This window comes from Pseudomonas sp. MYb2 (assembly GCF_002979955.1).
GTDB lineage: Bacteria > Pseudomonadota > Gammaproteobacteria > Pseudomonadales > Pseudomonadaceae > Aquipseudomonas.
This window is the reverse complement of the sequence record NZ_PCQC01000003.1, coordinates 200382-220077: the sequence shown is the minus strand read 5'-3', so window position 1 is coordinate 220077 and position 19696 is coordinate 200382. Positions and strand designations below refer to the sequence as shown.

Annotated in this window: 7 protein-coding genes; 5 read left to right on the top strand and 2 right to left on the bottom strand. The window is 61.3% G+C overall.

Going from position 1 to position 19696, the window contains the following annotated elements:
- Positions 1-12 precede the first annotated feature (12 nt).
- On the bottom strand, positions 13-1797 hold the full coding sequence (locus tag CQ009_RS06170) for an acyclic terpene utilization AtuA family protein (RefSeq protein WP_105705200.1): 1785 nt from the start codon (positions 1795-1797) through the stop codon (positions 13-15).
- A 184-nt stretch (positions 1798-1981) separates the two neighbouring features.
- Between CQ009_RS06170 and CQ009_RS06165 the strand changes: the two genes are divergently transcribed.
- The 3 genes from CQ009_RS06165 to CQ009_RS06155 all read left to right on the top strand — a co-directional run bounded on the left by CQ009_RS06165 (position 1982) and on the right by CQ009_RS06155 (position 4596).
- Positions 1982-2605 (top strand): TetR/AcrR family transcriptional regulator, encoded by a 624-nt coding sequence (locus tag CQ009_RS06165; RefSeq protein ID WP_064391351.1) that lies wholly within the window; start codon positions 1982-1984, stop codon positions 2603-2605.
- Positions 2606-2697: 92 nt separating this feature from the next.
- Positions 2698-3495, top strand: a complete 798-nt coding sequence (locus CQ009_RS06160; RefSeq protein ID WP_064391350.1) for an ABC transporter substrate-binding protein — start codon at positions 2698-2700, stop codon at positions 3493-3495.
- Positions 3496-3582: 87 nt separating this feature from the next.
- Entirely contained in the window at positions 3583-4596 is a 1014-nt protein-coding gene (locus CQ009_RS06155; RefSeq protein ID WP_105705199.1) for a GNAT family N-acetyltransferase, read from the top strand.
- A 109-nt stretch (positions 4597-4705) separates the two neighbouring features.
- Here the strand turns inward: CQ009_RS06155 and CQ009_RS06150 are convergent, their stop codons facing one another.
- The gene (locus tag CQ009_RS06150; protein WP_008088195.1) at positions 4706-5260 is read right to left on the bottom strand and encodes an RNA polymerase factor sigma-70; all 555 of its coding nucleotides are present in this window, start codon (positions 5258-5260) and stop codon (positions 4706-4708) included.
- A gap of 370 nt (positions 5261-5630) precedes the next feature.
- On the opposite strand from CQ009_RS06150, the gene CQ009_RS06145 reads away from it, so the two are divergent.
- Positions 5631-18629: a non-ribosomal peptide synthetase gene (locus tag CQ009_RS06145; RefSeq protein ID WP_105705198.1), complete on the top strand. Its 12999-nt coding sequence runs from the start codon at positions 5631-5633 to the stop codon at positions 18627-18629.
- Between the two features lie 180 nt (positions 18630-18809).
- Positions 18810-19625 (top strand): alpha/beta fold hydrolase, encoded by an 816-nt coding sequence (locus CQ009_RS06140; RefSeq protein ID WP_105705197.1) that lies wholly within the window; start codon positions 18810-18812, stop codon positions 19623-19625.
- The last annotated feature ends 71 nt before the right edge of the window (positions 19626-19696 follow it).

Sequence of the window (19696 nt, the reverse complement as noted above, 5' to 3'; positions counted from 1 at the left end):
GCAAACCCTCCTCTAGTCGAGCTGTTCGGCGATGCCCTGCGGCACCGGGATCTGGATTTCCAATAGTTGTTGGGCGAAGGCTTTGCCTTGCGGGTCGATGCGCAGGCTGGCCACGCCACCGCCGCCGAGTGCGTTTTCCAGGAGAAAGTTGAGGCTGTGGGTGCCGGGCAGATACCAGCGCTCGACCCGGCCATGGATCGGGTCGAGTACGTGGCGCATCCAGTCGACGATCACCGCCGGGGTCAGTGCTTCGGCGATCCACGGCAAGTATTCGGGTTTACGTGGCAGCACGCCGATGTTGCTGTGATTGCCCTTGTCTCCGGAGCGCGCCACGGCGAGTTTTACCAAGGGCACGCTGGCATCGGCGCGGCCCTGGGGTTTCGGTGGTTGCCGGGCAATCGGCAAATCTCCGCTGTCGAGTGCCTCCTGCGAGGGCAGGGTGCAAGGATGGCGTTCGCCGGCAATGTCGACTTGCAAGGTGCAGGTGGTTTTCTCGATCAGGAATGAGAACAGGCGGATGAGCGGGTACACCGTTGGCCGTCCCCCGACGATGCCGGTCAGCCCCGGGGCCATGCCGGTCGCGGCTTGGGCAATTTCGCGGGAGAACAGCACCAGCGCCTGTTTGTTCGGGTGGCGCACAGCGATTTTGATCACCACTTCGCGGCTGTCGCGACGCTGGCCATGGGGGCCGTAGGTGGCTTCGCTGCCGAGCAGTTCGATGCTGGTTTCGCTGTAGGCTGGCCAGCCGCGCTGGCTGAACATCTCTGCGGTTTTGTCGATGATTGCCTGGCTGACACGCTGCGCTTTTTCCACCGCATCGATGCCGGCGATCAGGCAACTGGCAGTGCAGCGAAAGCCATCCGGCCAGGTCGCGCTGACTTTGTATCTGTCGCCTGGCGGAAGCCCTTTGGCGCCATGCACATGGACGGCGTTTTTGCCTCGCTGCTGAAGCCTGACTTCAGTGAAATCGCAGACTACATCGGGTAACAGATACGCCTGTGGGTCGCCTATTTCATAGAGCAACTGTTCGCCGACCGTCAGCGGCGTGACCAGTCCACCGGAATTTTCGGGTTTGCTGACGATGAACTGGCCGTCGGCACTGACTTCAACGATCGGAAAACCGATGTGTTCGTAATCCGGAACGTCGCGCCAATCGGTGAAATTGCCACCGGTGCATTGCGCGCCGCATTCGATGATGTGCCCGGCCAGCGCGGCCTGGGCGAGTTTGTCGTAGTCGTGCCACGACCAGCCGAACTCGTGCACCAGTGCCGCGCTGACCACCGCGCTGTCGACCACCCGCCCGGTAATGACAATGTCGGCGTCCAGGCGCAGGGCTTCGACGATCCCCGGTGCGCCGAGGTAGGCGTTGGACGACACGCACATTGGCGGCAGCGGTGCACCGCTGAACATCTCGCGGATGCCACTGAGTTGTTTGAGTTGCGGTTGCAGGTCATCGCCGAGCAGTACGGCGATTTTCAGTGTTACTCCGGCCTTGTTGCAGGCCGCTTGCAATGCGGCGGCGCAGGCAAGTGGATTGACGCCGCCGGCGTTGCTGATGACGCGGATATTCTGTTCCGCCAGCTGTGGCAGCAGCGGCGTCAGGACTTCGATGAAGTCGCCGGCGAAACCCGCCTGCGGATCTTTCATGCGTGCGCCGGCCATGATCGACAGGGTGATCTCGGCCAGGTAATCGAACACCAGATAATCCAGGCGCCCTCCGGCCACAAGCTGAGCCGCGGCGGTAGACGTGTCACCCCAGAATGCACTGGCGCATCCGATACGGACGGTGGTTGGCATTTTTATCTCCGACTCAGAAACCTGCGACAGAAGTGTCTTGAGGCTACCAAGCAAGCGCTTGGTTTGTAAATGGCTAAGATTATCTTCTGCCCAAGCGCTTGCTTGGTCGTCGCTGGCGGCTTAAATTGCGCGCAACCCTGCGGTTTCAGGGGGCAACAGACTGATCGACTGTAGGAGAGAACGGGTGGACGAGCAAAAAGCCCTGAGGGTCATGCGCGAATTGGTCGACGAAGGTCAGTTGACCGACCCGGACAGCGCTCGCGGCAAATTGCTGCAAGTGGCGGCTCACCTGTTCCGTAACAAAGGTTATGAACGCACCACGGTGCGTGATCTGGCCGGCGCAGTCGGTATTCAGTCGGGGAGCATTTTTCATCACTTCAAAAGCAAGGATGAAATTCTCCGCGCGGTGATGGAGGAAACCATCCGCTACAACACCGCGTTGATGCGTGCGGCACTCGCTGAAGCCGGCAATGTGCGAGAGCGCGTGCTGGCGCTGATTCGCTGCGAACTGCAGTCGATCATGGGCGGCAGCGGCGAAGCGATGGCGGTACTGGTTTACGAATGGCGCTCGTTGTCCGAGGACGGTCAGGCCAAAGTCCTGGCGTTGCGTGATGTTTATGAAGACCTCTGGCTGCAAGTGCTCGGCGAAGCCAAGGCGCACGGTTTGATCCGCGGCGACGTATTTATTACCCGACGTTTCCTCACTGGCGCGCTGTCCTGGACCACCACCTGGTTCCGTGCCGGCGGTGGCTTGAGCCTTGAGCAACTGGCGGAGGAGGCGTTGATTCTGGTCCTCGAAGAGCGTTGAACGACTTTCTATCCAGCCGGGAAACTGGCTAACTGGGCGAAACCGCCTAGCTTGAATGCAATGATCGGTATTTTTTCGGGGAGTGGGGTGTTTTGAAGTCTTCGCCAATTCGGACGGCCGCGGGTTTTTTGCTCGCCGCTCTGACGGCATCATGCTTGTTGCCTGTCCAGGCAGCGCAACTGGTTCGGGTTGGCGCGGCACACTTCCCGCCATACACCATTCGCCCGGAAAATGGTGCCGACACCGGTCTGCTGCCGCAACTGGTCGAGGCCTTGAACGGGCTGCAAAGCGACTATCAGTTCGTCCTCGTACCGACATCGATTCCGCGACGTTTTGGTGATTTCAAGCAGGGCCGGATCGACATGGCGATCTTCGAGAACCCGGAATGGGGCTGGAAGGATATTCCCCACACCGACGTCGATATGGGCCTTGAAGACGCCGAAATTTTCGTCGCGCAACGTGAAGACGGTCGTCAGCAAAGTTACTTTGCGAGCCTCACCGGCAAGCGTCTGGCGCTGTTCAGCGGGTATCACTACGAATTCGCCAACTTCAACGCGGACCCCAAGTTCCTCGCACAGAACTTCAATGCCACGTTGACCTATTCCCACGACAGCAACCTGCTGATGGTGCTGCGCGGACGCGCCGATATCGCCCTGGTCACCCGCTCGTATCTGAGCGATTACCTGCTGCGCAACGAGAAGGTTCGTGATGAGCTGCTGGTCTCGCAGCGCGTCGATCAGGTCTATCACCACTACGCGATTCTGCGGCCGACCGCGCCGATCAGCGGTGAGGCATTTGCCAGACTGCTCCAGGGGTTGCGCGATAACGGTGAAATGCTGAAGATTTTCGAGCCATACAAGATTGCCGTGGTACCGGTGCCTCACCACTGAGGCATTGATTTCCCTGCAAAGCCTAAATTTCTCATTCCGGATCACGTCCCATCGTTGAACTGTCGACGATTATCGTGAGCCCGACCCATGTCCAATCTGAATGACCTGACTGCCCTTGCGTTGCCCTCGGGCAGTCATCTGATCGCTGATGCCACCGAAAGCCGTCTGAGCCTGAGCCTGGATGGACAACCGCTGATTCGTCTGCGCCTTGATCGTGAGGTCAAAGGGCCGATCCAGATCGATGAGCGTTTTGCCTTGCCGCCAGGGCAAGCGCTGTGGGCCGCCTGTTATTGGCTGTTCGCCCGCGATCCTGACTGCCAGCAATTGACCTGGCAACTGGATCAGCCGCCGACTGAAGCGCTGCTCAGCGGTTTGCTGGCAAGCACTGAAGTGGCCGGCGAATATCGCTGCGAGCGCACGCTGTTCTGGCAACTGCCGCAACCGTGGCTCGGAACCTCGCTGAGCGGCAGCTACCCGCAGCAAATGGTCATCAGCCAGGGCAAGCGCCATCCGCTGCGACCGGTGAAGCCGCGGGGTGAAGTGTATCGGCGTTTCGACGCGCGCCTTGGTGCGTGGATTTCCCTGCGAACGGTGGAGATCGAAGAAGATCTGTCACGTTTCAATCGCTGGCAGAACAGTCCGCGGGTAGCCAGTTTCTGGCAGGAGGAGGGCAGCCTCGAAAAACACCGCGAGTACCTGAGCAAGCTCGATGCCGATCCGCACACGCTGACACTGATCGGCTGTTTCGATGATCAGCCGTTCGCTTATTTCGAAGCCTATTGGGCGAAGGAAGATCGGATTGCGCCGTTCTACGATGCCGACAATTACGATCGCGGCATTCACATGCTGGTGGGCGAAGAAGATCACCGCGGTCCGCACAAAGTGGCGAGCTGGTTATCGGCGCTGGTGCATTACCTGTTTCTCGATGATCCGCGCACCCAGCGTGTGGTCGCCGAGCCCCGCGCCGACAACGCGAAGATGATTGGCCATATGCAGAATCAGTGCTTCCACTGCGAGAAGGAATTCGATTTCCCGCACAAGCGCGCGGCGCTGATGATGCTGGGGCGTGAGCGGTTTTTTGATCGGTGCAAATTGGCCTGAGGTGATTTAAAAGCAAAAGATCGCAGCCATCGGCAGCTCCTGCAGAGGAATGCATTTCCTTGTAGGAGCTGCCGGAGGCTGCGATCTTTTTCTATCTGGCCATGTGGTCTTAACGACGACCCGCAATCACCGCATCCCGCCGACTGCCCGAGACCTTGCGGCAGTGCACCAGTGCATCACGAATCATGAAGTTGACCAGGGTCGGCGATACGCCGAGTTCCTTGGCGATGTCCTTTTGCGGCACGCCGTGCAGGCGGTACATTTCGAACGCATAGCGAGTGCGGCTGGGCAGTTCGGTCAGCGCGTCGGCGATGTGTTCCAGGGTCGAAAAATTGATGTGTGAGGTTTCCGGCGAAGCACCCTGAATGACCACGTTCAGCCCTTCCTCTTCAGGGCCGGAGTATTTCTGTTCCAGCGCCTGTTTGCGGTAGTGATCGATGGCGAGGTTGCGCACGATCTGGAACAGATAACTCAGTTGAGCCTTGATCGACGAGGTGATCGGCGGTGCCGACTGCAGTCGGAAAAATGCGTCCTGCACCACGTCTTCGGCACGTGAGCGGCAGCCGGTAATGCGGGCTGCAATTTTGACCAGAATCAGTCGATTGTCGACGAATGCCTGAAGTAGCGGTGAATCGCACCTGCTTGTGGATACTTGTTCCGTCATGGAAATCACCTTGCTGCCAAATAGGTTAGTGGGACGCCTGGGGGGACGGGGCCGTCCTACACATCGAGCGACAAATTATGTTGAATGATAATGATTGTCAAATGAGAAAAAGAATTAATGATCCAAATCGGTGCGTTGTGAGAACTGCGACACGCCGCCACACCCCGTCCCCGTTGGCGATCCAGCCTGCCGACTAATTATTTCAAGACGTCATCCGTTCTCATTGGTGAATGGTTCCGGGTACAGAGTCCCGGCCAGACAGCATTCCAGTGCCTTGCGCGGTCGGCGTAGACCGCGCCCTGCATGCCCTCGAAGGGCGTGACACAGCAACCCGATTCCACTCGCAAGCCGAATTCAGGCAGGAAACCTCATGACCGACGCGTTCGAACTCCCCAGCACCCTGGTCCAAGCCCTCCAGCGCCGCGCGGCCCTGACGCCGGATCAACTGGCCTTGCGTTTTCTCGCTGAAACCGAGGAGCAGGGCGTGGTGCTCAGTTACCGCGAGCTGGATGAACGCGCGCGCACCATAGCGGCAGCACTGCAGGCCCAGGCTGAGTTCGGCGATCGCGCAGTGCTGCTGTTTCCCAGCGGACCGGACTATGTCGCAGCGTTCTTCGGTTGCCTGTACGCGGGCGTGATCGCCGTGCCGGCTTATCCGCCGGAGTCCGCGCGTCGTCATCACCAGGAGCGCCTGCTGTCGATCATCGCCGACGCTGAGCCACGTCTGCTGCTGACCAGCGCCGACCTGCGTGACGCTTTGCAGCAGATCGAAGGCGCGCCCCCGTTGCTGTGCGTCGATACGCTCGACAGCGCACAAGCCGAAAACTGGGTCGAACCGAACCTGCCGCAAGACCACATCGCCTTCCTGCAATACACCTCCGGCTCCACCGCGCTGCCCAAAGGCGTGCAGGTCAGCCACGGCAATCTGGTCGCCAATGAACTGCTGATCCGTCACGGTTTCGGCATCGACGTGAACCCGGATGATGTGATCGTCAGTTGGTTGCCGCTGTACCACGACATGGGTTTGATCGGCGGTCTGCTGCAACCGATCTTCAGCGGCGTGCCGTGCATTCTGATGTCGCCGGCGTACTTCCTTGGTCGTCCATTGCGCTGGCTCGAAGCGATCAGCCAATACGGCGGCACCATCAGTGGCGGGCCGGATTTTGCCTACCGCTTGTGCAGCGAACGGGTCAGTGAATCGGCCCTTGAACGTCTCGACCTGAGTCGCTGGCGCGTAGCCTATTCCGGGTCTGAGCCGATTCGTCTCGACACCCTCGAACGCTTCGCCGAGAAGTTCACTGCGTGCGGTTTCAGTGCTGATAACTTCATGGCCTCGTACGGTCTGGCCGAGGCGACGTTGTTCGTCGCCGGCACCCCGCGCGGCACCGGCATCCCGGCATTGCGGGTGGATGATCAAGCATTGGCGCAAAACCGCGCCGAGCCGGGCGAGGGCAGCCCGATCATGAGCTGCGGCATCAGCCAGCCAGAACACGCGGTGCTGATCGTCGAACCAAACTCCCTCGAGGAACTGGCCGACAACGCTGTTGGTGAAGTCTGGGCGGCCGGTCCGAGCATCGCCCACGGTTACTGGCGCAACCCCGAAGCCAGCGCCAAGACCTTCGTCCAGCATGCCGGCCGCACCTGGCTGCGCACCGGTGACCTGGGCTTCATGCGCGACGGTGAGCTGTTCATCACCGGTCGCCTGAAAGACATGCTGATCGTGCGCGGCCACAACCTGTATCCGCAGGACATCGAGAAGACTGTCGAGAACGAAGTGGAAGTGGTGCGCAAGGGCCGCGTCGCCGCATTTGCGGTCAGTCAGGATGGTGAAGAGGGCATCGGCATCGCGGCGGAAATCAGCCGCAGCGTGCAGAAAATCCTCCCGCCGGAAGCCTTGATCAAAGCCATTCGCCAAGCGGTGGCCGAGGCGTATCAAGAGGCGCCAAGCGTGGTGGTGCTGCTCAATCCGGGGGCGCTGCCGAAAACCTCCAGCGGCAAATTGCAGCGTTCGGCGTGCCGCAATCGCTTGGCCGATGGCAGCCTCGACAGCTACGCCGTATTCCCGTCGACAGTAACCGAAGACCAAGAGTCGACCGCCAGCGCCTCCGAACTCGAAGCGCTGATCGGCAAGCTCTGGGCCGAACAACTCAACGTCAAACAGGTCAACGCCGACGACCACTTCTTCCTGCTTGGCGGCAACTCGATTGCTGCCACGCAAGTGATCGCCCGGGTCCGTGAAGAACTTGGCCTTGAGCTGAACCTGCGTCTGCTGTTCGAAGCGCCGACGCTGTCGGCATTTGCCGCTGCGGTGGCGCAACAGCAGCAGGACGGCGGCAACGCCCAAGGCGCGATCGGCGCGTTGTCGCGCAACGAGCCGATGCCACAATCGCTGGCGCAAAACCGTCTGTGGATCACCTGGCAACTCGACCCGCACAGCAGCGCCTACAACATTCCCGGCGGCCTGCGCTTGCGCGGCGAGCTCGATGAAGACGCCTTGCGCGCCAGCTTCCAGCAACTGATCGAACGCCACGAATCGCTGCGCACACGCTTCTTCGAGCGCGACGGCGTCGCCCTGCAACACGTCGATGCCGCCGCTGAATTCAACCTGCAACTGATCGACATCAGCGACCTGCCGGCCCATGAGCGCGAAGCGCGCGCGCAGCAAATCCGCGAAGACGAAGCACGCAGCCAGTTCGACCTGGAACAAGGCCCGCTGCTGTGGGTGACGCTGGTGCGTCTCGATGACGAAGATCACCAACTGCTGGTGACCCTGCACCACATCATCGCCGACGGCTGGTCGCTGAATGTATTGATCGACGAGTTCTCGCGCCTGTACGCCGCTGCTACGCAAGGCGCGATTGCCAGCCTCGCGCCGCTGCCAACTCAATATGCCGACTACGGCAGTTGGCAGCGCCAATGGCTGGCGCAAGGCGAGGGCGAACGGCAACTGGCGTATTGGAAAGCGCAGTTGGGTGACGAACATCCGGCGCTGGAATTGGCCACGGATCACCCGCGTTCGGCTCAACACGTTCACAGTGCCGCCCGCCACACCGTGCGCCTGGGTGTGAGCCTCAGCGATGCGATCCGCACCACCGCGCAAGCGCATCAATCGACGCCGTTCATGCTGCTGCTCTCGGCATTCCAGAGCCTGCTGCACCGCTACAGCGGTCAGCGCGACATTCGCATCGGCGTGCCCAACGCCAACCGTCCGCGCCTGGAAACCCAAGGCCTGATCGGCTTTTTCATCAACACCCAAGTGCTGCGTGCAGAGATCGATTCGCGTCTGTCGTTTATTGAACTGCTGGCCCAGACCCGCCAAGCCGCACTCGGTGCCCAGGCGCATCAGGATCTGCCGTTCGAACAGCTGCTCGAAGCGTTCCCGCAGGCTCGCGAACAAGGTCTGTTCCAGGTCATGTTCAACCACCAGCAGCGCGATTTGAGTGCACTCAAGCGTCTGCCGGGTCTGCTTGCCGAAGAACTGCCGTGGCACAGCCGCGAAGCCAAGTTCGACCTGCAATTGCATAGCGAAGAAGACCGTAACGGTCGCCTGACCCTGTCGTTCGACTACGCCAGCGAACTGTTCGACGCCGCGACCATCGAGCGTCTGGCCGAACACTTCAGCAACCTGCTGCGCGAAGTTTGCGAACGTCCGGAGCAAGCGCTTGGCGATCTGCAACTGCTCACCGTCGGCGAATACAATCAGCAAAAAGACTGGAACGTCGCCCCGTGCACCCCGGCGCAACAGTGGCTGCCAGAGTTGCTCAATGAACAGGCGCGCCTCACGCCGGAACGCACCGCGCTGGTGTGGGACGGCGGCAGCTTCGACTTCGCCGAACTGCACACCCAGGCCAACCGCCTCGCGCATTACCTGCGCGACAAAGGCGTCGGCCCGGACGTTTGCGTGGCCATCGCCGCCGAGCGTTCGCCGCAACTGCTGATCGGTCTGCTGGCAATCATCAAGGCCGGCGGCGCTTATGTGCCACTGGACCCGGACTACCCGGCGGATCGTCTGGCCTACATGCTCAGCGACAGCGGCGTCGAACTGCTGCTGACCCAGACCGAATTGCTCGACCGCTTGCCGGCCAGCGACGGCGTCAGTGTTATCGCCATGGACGCGCTGCACCTGGAGAACTGGCCGAGCCAGGCGCCGGGTCTGCACCTGCACGGCGACAACCTCGCCTATGTGATCTACACCTCGGGTTCCACCGGCCAACCGAAAGGTGTCGGCAACACCCACGCGGCACTGGCCGAACGTTTGCAATGGATGCAGAACACTTACGCACTGAATGAAACGGATGTGCTGATGCAAAAGGCACCGATCAGTTTCGACGTCTCGGTGTGGGAATGCTTCTGGCCGTTGATCACCGGTGCGCACCTGTTGATTGCCAGCCCGGGTGAACACCGCGATCCGCACCGCATCGCGCAACTGGTTCAGGAATATGGCGTGACCACGCTGCACTTCGTGCCGCCGCTGCTCTCGCTGTTCATCGATGAACCGCTGAGCGCCGAATGCACCAGCCTGCGCCGGGTATTCTCCGGCGGTGAAGCGCTGCCGGCCGAACTGCGTAACCGCGTGCTGGCGCAACTGCCGGCGGTGCAATTGCACAACCGTTACGGCCCGACCGAAACCGCGATCAACGTCACCCACTGGCATTGCACCACGGCCGATGGCGAACGCTCGCCGATCGGTCGTCCGTTGGGCAACGTGATTTGCCGCGTGCTCGATGCCGATCTCAATCCAGTGCCGGCCGGTGTGCCGGGTGAACTGTGCATCAGCGGCATCGGTCTGGCCCGTGGTTACCTCGGCCGTCCATCGTTGACCGCAGAGCGTTTTGTCGTCGATCCGCTGGGCGAGCAGGGCGCACGTTTGTACCGTACCGGCGACCGTGCGCGCTGGACGTCTGACGGCGTGATCGAATACCTCGGCCGTCTTGATCAGCAGGTCAAACTGCGTGGCTTCCGCGTCGAACCGGAAGAAATCGAAGCACGTTTGCTAGCGCAGGACGGCGTCGCCCAAGCCGTGGTGCTGGTGCGTGAAACCGCTGCCGGCGCGCAACTGATCGGCTACTTCACCGCCACCGATGCCAGCGAAAATCATGACGAGCAAATCACCCGGCTGAAAACCGCACTGGCCGCCGAGCTGCCGGAATACATGGTCCCGGCGCAATTGATGCGTCTTGACGCAATGCCCCTCAGCCCAAGCGGCAAACTCGACCGCCGCGCGCTGCCCGAGCCGCAATGGCAAGTACGTGAACACGTCGAGCCGGTGACTGAGCTGGAACAGCAGATCGCCGCGATCTGGCGCGAAGTCCTTGGCCTTACCCAAGTCGGTCTGCGCGACGACTTCTTCGCCCTCGGCGGTCATTCGCTGCTGGCCACGCAAATCATCTCGCGCACCCGTCAGGCCTGTGACGTCGAACTGCCGTTGCGCGCCTTGTTCGAGCACAGCGAACTGGGCGACTTCGCCGAACAGATCCGCCTGATCCAGGCCAGCGGTCGCACCAACAAACAGCCGCCGATCGACAAGGTTGATCGCAGCAAACCGGTGCCGCTGTCCTACTCGCAACAGCGCATGTGGTTCCTCTGGCAGATGGAGCCGGACAGCCCTGCGTACAACGTCGGTGGCATGGCGCGCTTGCGCGGCGTGTTGCACGTCGAGCGTTTCGAGGCCGCGTTGCAAGCGCTGATCCTGCGCCACGAAACCCTGCGCACCACGTTCCCGAGTGTCGACGGCGTCGCCCGTCAGCAGGTGCATGCCGAAACCGGCGTGCGTATGGGCTGGAAGGATTTCTCGAAGATTGCCGCCGATCTGCGCGAGCAACAGGTTCAGCAATTCGCCGATGAAGAAGCGCATCTGCCGTTCGATCTGGAAACTGGCCCGCTGCTGCGCGCCTGTCTGGTGAAGACCGCCGAGCAGGAGCATTACTTCGTGCTGACCCTGCACCACATCGTCACCGAAGGCTGGGCGATGGATATCTTCGCCCGCGAACTCAGCGCACTGTACGAAGCGTTTGTCGACGACCGCGATTCGCCGCTGGAGCCGCTGCCGGTGCAGTACCTCGACTACAGCGTCTGGCAGCGCAACTGGCTGGAATCCGGTGAGCGTCAACGCCAACTCGATTACTGGACGGCGCAACTCGGTCGCGAACATCCGCTGCTGGAATTGCCCGGCGACCGCCCGCGTCCGCCGGTGCAAAGCCACCAGGGCGAGCTGTTCCGTTTCGACCTGAGCGACGACCTCGCCGCGCGGGTTCGTGCGTTCAATGCGCAAAACGGTCTGACCCTGTTCATGACCATGACCGCCGCGCTCGCCACCCTGCTTTACCGCTACAGCGGCCAGACCGATCTGCGCATCGGCGCGCCGGTGGCTAACCGCATCCGCCCGGAAAGCGAAGGGCTGATCGGTGCGTTCCTCAACACTCAAGTACTGCGTTGCCAGCTCGACGGCATGATGTCGGTCGGCGAACTGTTCGAGCAGGTGCGCCACACCGTGATCGAAGGCCAGTCGCATCAGGATCTGCCGTTCGATCATCTGGTCGAAGCGTTGCAGCCGCCGCGCAGTGCCGCGTACAACCCGCTGTTCCAGGTGATGTGCAACGTGCAGCGCTGGGAATTCCAGCAGAGCCGCATGCTCGCCGGGATGACCGTCGAGTACCTGGCCAACGATGCGCGGGCGACCAAGTTCGACCTCAATCTGGAAGTCACCGACCTCGATCATCGCCTCGGTTGCTGCCTGACGTACAGCACCGATCTGTTCGACGAGCCGACCATCGCGCGCATGGCCAAACATTGGCGCAATCTGCTCGAAGCGCTGATCGCCGATCCGCAACAGCGCCTCAGTGAATTGCCGCTGCTCGAGCAGCCCGAGCAACAGCAGTTGCTCGACAGCCTCGGCATCGAGCCGGGCGAGCATCGTCTTGACCAGTGCATCCATCATCTGTTCGCCGAACAAGCGCTGGCGCGCAAAGACGCACCGGCCCTGACCTTCGCCGGGCAGACCCTGAGCTACGCCGAACTCGACGCCCGCGCCAATCGTCTGGCCTGGGCCCTGCGTGAGCGTGGCGTTGGCCCGCAAGTGCGCGTCGGTCTGGCGCTGGAACGTTCGCTGGAAATGGTCATCGGCCTGCTGGCGATTCTCAAGGCTGGCGGTGCGTATGTGCCGCTGGACCCGGAATACCCGCTCGACCGTCTGCATTACATGATCGAAGACAGTCGCATTGGCCTGCTGCTCAGCGATCGCGCGATGTTCAAAGCCCTCGGCGATCTGCCGGCGAGCGTGGCGCGTTGGTGTTTGGAAGACGACAGCGTGGCGCTGGCTGATTACCCGGCCACTGAACTGCCGTTTATCAGCCTGCCGCAACATCAGGCGTACCTGATTTACACCTCGGGCTCGACCGGCAAGCCGAAAGGCGTGGTGGTCTCCCACGGCGAAATCGCCATGCACTGCCAGGCGGTGATCGAGCGTTTCGGCATGCGTGCGGACGATTGCGAACTGCACTTCTATTCGATCAACTTCGACGCCGCGACTGAGCGTCTGTTGGTGCCGTTGCTCAGTGGCGCGCAGGTGGTATTGCGCGCGCAGGGTCAGTGGGACGCGGAAGAAATCTGCGGTCTGATCCGCACGCATAAAATCAACGTGCTCGGTTTCACCCCGAGCTACGGCAGCCAGTTGGCGCAGTTCCTCTCGACGCAAAATGAAATTCTGCCGGTGCGGATGATCATCACCGGCGGCGAAGCGTTGACCGGTGAACATCTGCAACGCATTCGTGCAGCGTTCAAACCGGCGATGTTCTTCAACGCCTACGGCCCGACGGAAACCGTGGTCATGCCGCTGGCCAGTCTGGCGCCGGAGGTGCTGGAAGAGGGCGCGGGCAGTGTGCCGATCGGTAGCGTGATCGGCGCGCGTGTCGCGTACATTCTCGACGCCGATCTGGCGCTGGTGCCGCAAGGCGCGACCGGTGAATTGTTCATCGGCGGCGCCGGTCTGGCCCAGGCCTACCATGACCGTCCAGGCATCACTGCCGAACGTTTTGTCGCTGACCCGTTCGCCACCGATGGCGGGCGCATGTACCGCACTGGCGACCTGGTGCGGCAGCGTGCCGATGGTTTGGTGGAGTATCTGGGGCGAATCGACCATCAGGTGAAAATCCGGGGTTTCCGTATCGAACTGGGCGAAATCGAAACGCGCCTGCTCGATCACGATTCGATCCGCGAAGCCGTGGTGCTGGCACTGGATGCGCCGAGCGGCAAACAACTGGTGGGCTATCTGGTCAGCGAAATCGCCGAGCAAAGCGAAACGAAACAGGCAGAGCTGCGTGAGGCGCTGAAATCGCACCTCAAGGCGCAACTGCCGGATTACATGGTGCCGACGCACCTGATTTTGCTCGCGAGCATGCCGCTGACCGCCAACGGCAAACTCGACCGCCGCGCGTTGCCAGCGCCGGATCCGGAGCTGAATCGTCAGGACTACGTTGCGCCGAGCAATGAACTTGAGCAGACCCTGGCGCAGATCTGGTGCGCGGTGCTCAACGTTGAACAGGTTGGCCTCAACGATAACTTCTTCGAACTGGGCGGCGACTCGATTCTGTCGATTCAAGTGGTCAGCCGTGCGCGCCAGCAGGGCATTCATTTCAGCCCGCGTGATCTGTTCCAGCATCAGACCGTGCAGACCCTCGCCGCTGTGGCCAGCCGCACCGAACAGGTGACGGCGGAGCAAGGCTTGGTGGTTGGTGAATCGCGTCTGACGCCGATTCAGCATTGGTTCTTCGACACGGAAATCCCTGAGCGTCAGCACTGGAACCAGGCGCTGTTGCTGGAGCCGACCGTGACCCTCGAACCGCACCGTCTGGAGCAGGCGTTGTTGGCGGTGATCGAGCAGCACGACGCCCTGCGTCTGCGCTTTACCGAGGCCAACGGCGAGTGGCAAGCCACGCACCAAGCGGTGTCCGATGCCGCTGTCTTGTGGCAAGTGCGCGTGACCTCGATGGACAAGTGCGAAGCGCTGTTCGCCGATGCTCAACGCAGCCTCGATCTGCAAAATGGTCCGCTGGTGCGTGCCGTGCTGGTCGATGGCCCTGAAGGTCAGCAACGCCTGTTCATCGCCATCCATCACTTGGTGGTCGACGGCGTCTCGTGGCGCGTATTGCTCGACGATGTGCAAACCGTTTACCGCCAACTCGACGCCGAACAAGCGGTGAAACTGCCGGCGAAAACCAGTGCCTTCAAGGATTGGGCAGCGCGTCTGCAGGCCTACGCCGGCAGCGAATCCCTGCGTGAAGAACTCAATTGGTGGCAGACCCAACTGGCCGGTCAGAACGCCGATTTGCCGTGCGAAAACCCACAGGGCGGCCAGCACAATCGTCATGCGCAAACCGTCAGCGTGCGCCTCGATGCCGAGCACACCCGGCAGTTGCTGCAACAAGCGCCGAGCGCTTATCGCACTCAGGTCAACGATCTGTTGCTGACCGCATTGGCGCGCGTGCTGTGCCGCTGGAGCGGGCAGCCGTCGGCGCTGATTCAACTGGAAGGCCACGGCCGCGAAACGCTGTTCGACGAGATCGATCTGACTCGAACCGTCGGCTGGTTCACCAGCGCTTATCCGCTGCGCCTGACCCCGCACAACATCGAAGAAGCTGCAGGGCAGGGCGCTTCGATCAAGGCGATCAAGGAGCAACTGCGTGCCGTGCCGCACAAAGGTCTGGGTTATGGCGTGCTGCGATATTCGGCTGATGATTTCACTCAGCGCAGCATGGAGGCGCTGCCGCATGCGCCGGTCACCTTCAACTACCTCGGTCAGTTCGACCAGAGCTTTGGCAGCGATGCACTGTTCCGTCCGCTGGATGAGTCGGTCGGTGCTGCCCACGATCCGCAGGCGCCATTGCCGAACGAGTTGAGCATCGACAGTCAGGTTTACGGCGGTGAACTGCTGCTGCGCTGGACCTTCAGCGCCGAGCGTTACGAGGCGCAGACCATCAACGATCTAGCCGATGCTTATATCGGTGAACTGCAAAGCCTGATCGCCCATTGCCTGCAAGACGAGGCCGGTGGCCTGACGCCGTCGGACTTCCCGTTGGCCAGACTGACTCAGGCGCAACTGGATGCCTTGCCGGTACCGGCCGCGCACATCGAAGACGTCTATCCGCTGACGCCGATGCAGGAAGGCATGTTGCTGCACACCCTGCTCGAACCGGGCACCGGTCTGTACTACATGCAGGATCGCTACCGCATCAACAGCGAACTCGACGCCGAGCGTTTCGCCCAGGCGTGGCAAGCGGTGATCGCCCGTCACGAAGCGCTGCGCGCGTCGTTCTGCTGGAACGTTGGCGAAGACATGCTGCAAGTGATTCACACGCCGGGTCGCACGCCGATCGAGTATCTGGACTGGAGCTCCATCGCCGAAGCCGAGCAGGAACCGCAGCTGCAAACGCTGCTGAAAAACGAGCGCGAGGCCGGTTTCGATCTGCTCAATCAGGCACCGTTCCACCTGCGTCTGATCAAGGTCGGTGCGGCGCGTTACTGGTTCATGATGAGCAACCACCACATACTTATCGATGCCTGGTGCCGCTCGCTGCTGATGAACGACTTCTTCGAGATCTACACCGCGATGGGCGAGGGTCGTGAAGCGCAACTCGCCGTGCCGCCGCGTTATCGCGATTACATCGGCTGGCTGCAACGCCAGAGCCTCGCCGAAGCGCGGAACTGGTGGCAGCAGAACCTGCAAGGCTTCGAGCGCACCACGCCGATCCCGAGTGACCGGCCATTCCTGCGCGAACATGCTGGCGAAAGCGGCGGCATGATCGTTGGCGACCGCTACACCCGTCTTAATGTCGAGGATGGTGCACGTCTGCGTGAACTGGCGCAGGCCCATCAGCTGACCATCAACACCTTCGCCCAAGCGGCGTGGGCCTTGGTACTGCGGCGCATGAGCGGCGATCGTGATGTGCTCTTCGGCGTCACCGTGGCCGGGCGCCCGGTGGAAATGCCGGAGATGCAACGCACCGTTGGCCTGTTCATCAACAGTATTGCGCTGCGGGTGCAGATGCCTGCAGACGATCAGCGCAGCAGTGTGCGTCAGTGGCTGAGCGGTTTGCTCGACAGCAACATGCAGCTGCGCGAGTACGAATACCTGCCGCTGGTGAACATCCAGGAACAAAGCGAATTGCCGAAAGGCCAGCCACTGTTCGACAGTCTGTTCGTCTTTGAAAACGCCCCGGTGGAAGTCTCGGTACTGGACCGTGCGCAGAGTCTCAACGCGACGTCGGATTCGGGCCGTACCCACACCAACTTCCCGTTGACGGCAGTGTGCTACCCGGGCGACGACCTCGGCCTGCACCTGTCTTATGATCAGCGTTACTTCGATGAAACGACCATCGAGCGCATGCTCGGCGAGTTCAAGCGTCTGCTGCTGGCGCTGGTCGATGGCTTCCATGGCGACATGGCCGATCTGCCGCTGCTGGGTACCGAGGAAGAGGATTTCCTCCTGCACGGTTGCAACCAGAGTGCCCACGACTATCCGCTGGAGCAGAGCTACGTGGCGCTGTTCGAAGCGCAGGCCGCTGCGCATCCGCAGCGTATCGCCGCGACGTGCCTTGATCAGCAACAGAGCTACGCCGAGCTGAACCACAACGCCAACCGTCTCGGCCATGCACTGGTCGCCGCGGGTGTGCAGATGGATCAACCGGTGGCACTGCTCGCCGAGCGTAATCTCGATCTGCTCGGCATGATCATCGGCAGCTTCAAGGCGGGCGCGGGTTATCTGCCGCTGGATCCGGGCCTGCCGAGCCAGCGTCTGCAACGCATCATCGAACTGAGCCGCACGCCCGTGCTGGTCTGCACTCAAGCGTGCGTTGAACAGGCGCAGACCTTGCTGGATGAATTCAGCTGCGCCAATCGCCCACGCTTGCTGGTGTGGGAAGAGATTCAAACGGCGGCGACATCGGCACAGGACTTGGGCATCTATAGCGGCCCGGACAACCTCGCTTACGTGATCTACACCTCGGGCTCCACTGGCTTGCCGAAAGGCGTGATGGTCGAGCAGCGCGGCATGCTCAATAACCAGTTGAGCAAGGTGCCATATCTGCAACTGAGCGAGGCCGATGTGATCGCCCAGACGGCTTCGCAAAGCTTTGATATTTCGGTTTGGCAGTTCCTCGCCGCGCCGCTGTTCGGTGCGCGGGTGGACATCGTGCCGAACACCATCGCCCACGATCCGCAAGGTTTGCTGGTGCACGTGCAAGCGCAGGGCATCACCGTGCTGGAAAGCGTGCCGTCGCTGATTCAGGGCATGCTCGCCTCGGAGCGACTGAGCCTCGATGGTCTGCGCTGGATGTTGCCGACCGGTGAAGCCATGCCGCCAGAACTGGCGCACCAGTGGCTGTTGCGTTACCCGGACATCGGTCTGGTCAATGCATACGGCCCGGCGGAATGCTCGGATGACGTGGCGTTTTTCCGTGTCGACATGGCCTCGACGCGCGGCAGCTATTTGCCGATTGGTACGCCGACCGACAACAACTTGCTCTATCTGGTCGATGGCGCGCTGGAGCTGGTGCCGTTGGGTGCGGTGGGTGAGTTGTGTGTCGCGGGCACCGGCGTTGGTCGCGGTTATGTCAGCGATCCGTTGCGCACCGCGCCGGTGTTTGTGCCGAACCCGTTCGGTGCGCCGGGCGAGCGTCTGTATCGCACCGGTGACCTGGCGCGGCGTCGCAGCGACGGTGTGCTGGAGTACGTTGGCCGGGTTGACCATCAGGTGAAAATTCGTGGTTACCGCATCGAACTGGGTGAGATCGAAGCGCGCCTGCATGAACAGCCGGAAGTGCGCGATGGTGCGGTCGGTGTGCAGGAGGGTGTCAACGGTAAGCACCTGGTCGGCTATCTGGTCGCCGCCGATTCGGCACTCAATCCGAGCGAACGCCTGGAGCGGATCAAACAGCGCCTGCGCGCCGAATTGCCGGAATACATGGTGCCGCTGCACTGGTTGTGGCTCGACCAACTGCCGCTGAATGCCAACGGCAAACTCGACCGCAAAGCCTTGCCGGCACTGGAAATCGGCCAGTTGCAGAGCCAGCACTATCTGGCGCCGCGCAATGATCTTGAGCAGACGCTGGCTGATATTTGGGCTGAGGTGCTGAAGGTCGAGCAGGTCGGGGTGCGCGACAACTTTTTCGAGTTGGGCGGGCATTCGTTGCTGGCCACGCAGATTGCCTCGCGGGTGCAGAAGTCGCTGCAACGTGATGTGCCGCTGCGGGCGATGTTCGAGTGCAGCACGGTGGAGGAGTTGGCCGAGTACATTGATGGACTGGCGGCGAGTGATATCACTGAAGAGAAGGTTGATCGGTTGAATGATCTGATGGCGGAGCTGGAGGGGCTGTAATTCTCTAGCGTTTGTACTGGCCTCATCGCGAGCAGGCTCACTCCTACATTGGAATGCGTTCCCTTGTAGGAGCGAGCCTGCTCGCGATGTGGCCGGTACATTCATGTACATTTCCAAGGTTGACGATAAAGAACCGGCAGCTCAGTCTGCCGGTTCTCTTTTTTGTCGCGGAGGTGGTCGATGCCTTTTTTCACGGTTGACGAACAAGCGCTGCATTACATTGATCAAGGCTCAGGCCCGGCGGTGTTGCTGGCTGGCAGCTATCTGTGGGACCAGGCCATGTGGGCGCCGCAGATTGCCGCGTTGTCACCGCACTATCGGGTGATTGCCCTGGATCTGTGGGGCCATGGCGAGTCGGGCCGGTTGCCTGAAGGCACGGCGTCCCTGAATGATATCGCCCGTCAGGCGCAAGCCCTGCTCGATCATCTGGACATCGATCAGGTCACTCTTGTCGGACTATCGGTCGGCGGCATGTGGGGCGTGCGCCTGGCATTGGCGGCACCGCAGCGCATCAACGGTCTGGTGCTGATGGACACTTACGTCGGTGTCGAACCTGAGCCCACCCGCCAGTACTACTTCTCGCTGTTCAAGCAGATCGAAGACACCGGCGAAATCTCCGAGCAATTGCTGGATATCGTCGTGCCGATCTTCTTCCGTCCGGGCATCGATCCGCAGTCGGCGCTGTATCAGGATTTCCGTGCAAAACTGGCGGCGTATTCGTCTGATCGACTGCGCGACAGCATCGTGCCGATGGGGCGCATCACCTTTGGTCGCGATGAATTGTTATCAAGGCTGGGCGAATTGAATGCAGCGTCCACGCTGGTGCTGTGTGGCGATCAGGACAAGCCGCGACCACCGTCGGAAACTCAGGAAATGGCCGAGCTGATCGGTTGTCCATGGGTGCTGGTGCCGCAGGCGGGGCATATCTCCAATCTGGAGAATCCCGAGTTTGTGACGGAGGCGTTGCTTACCTTCCTCAGCGAGCGCAACCGTTAAACCGGGTGATCTTCAATCGCGAGCAGGCTCACTCCTACATTTGGAATGCATTCCCCTGTAGGAGTGAGCCT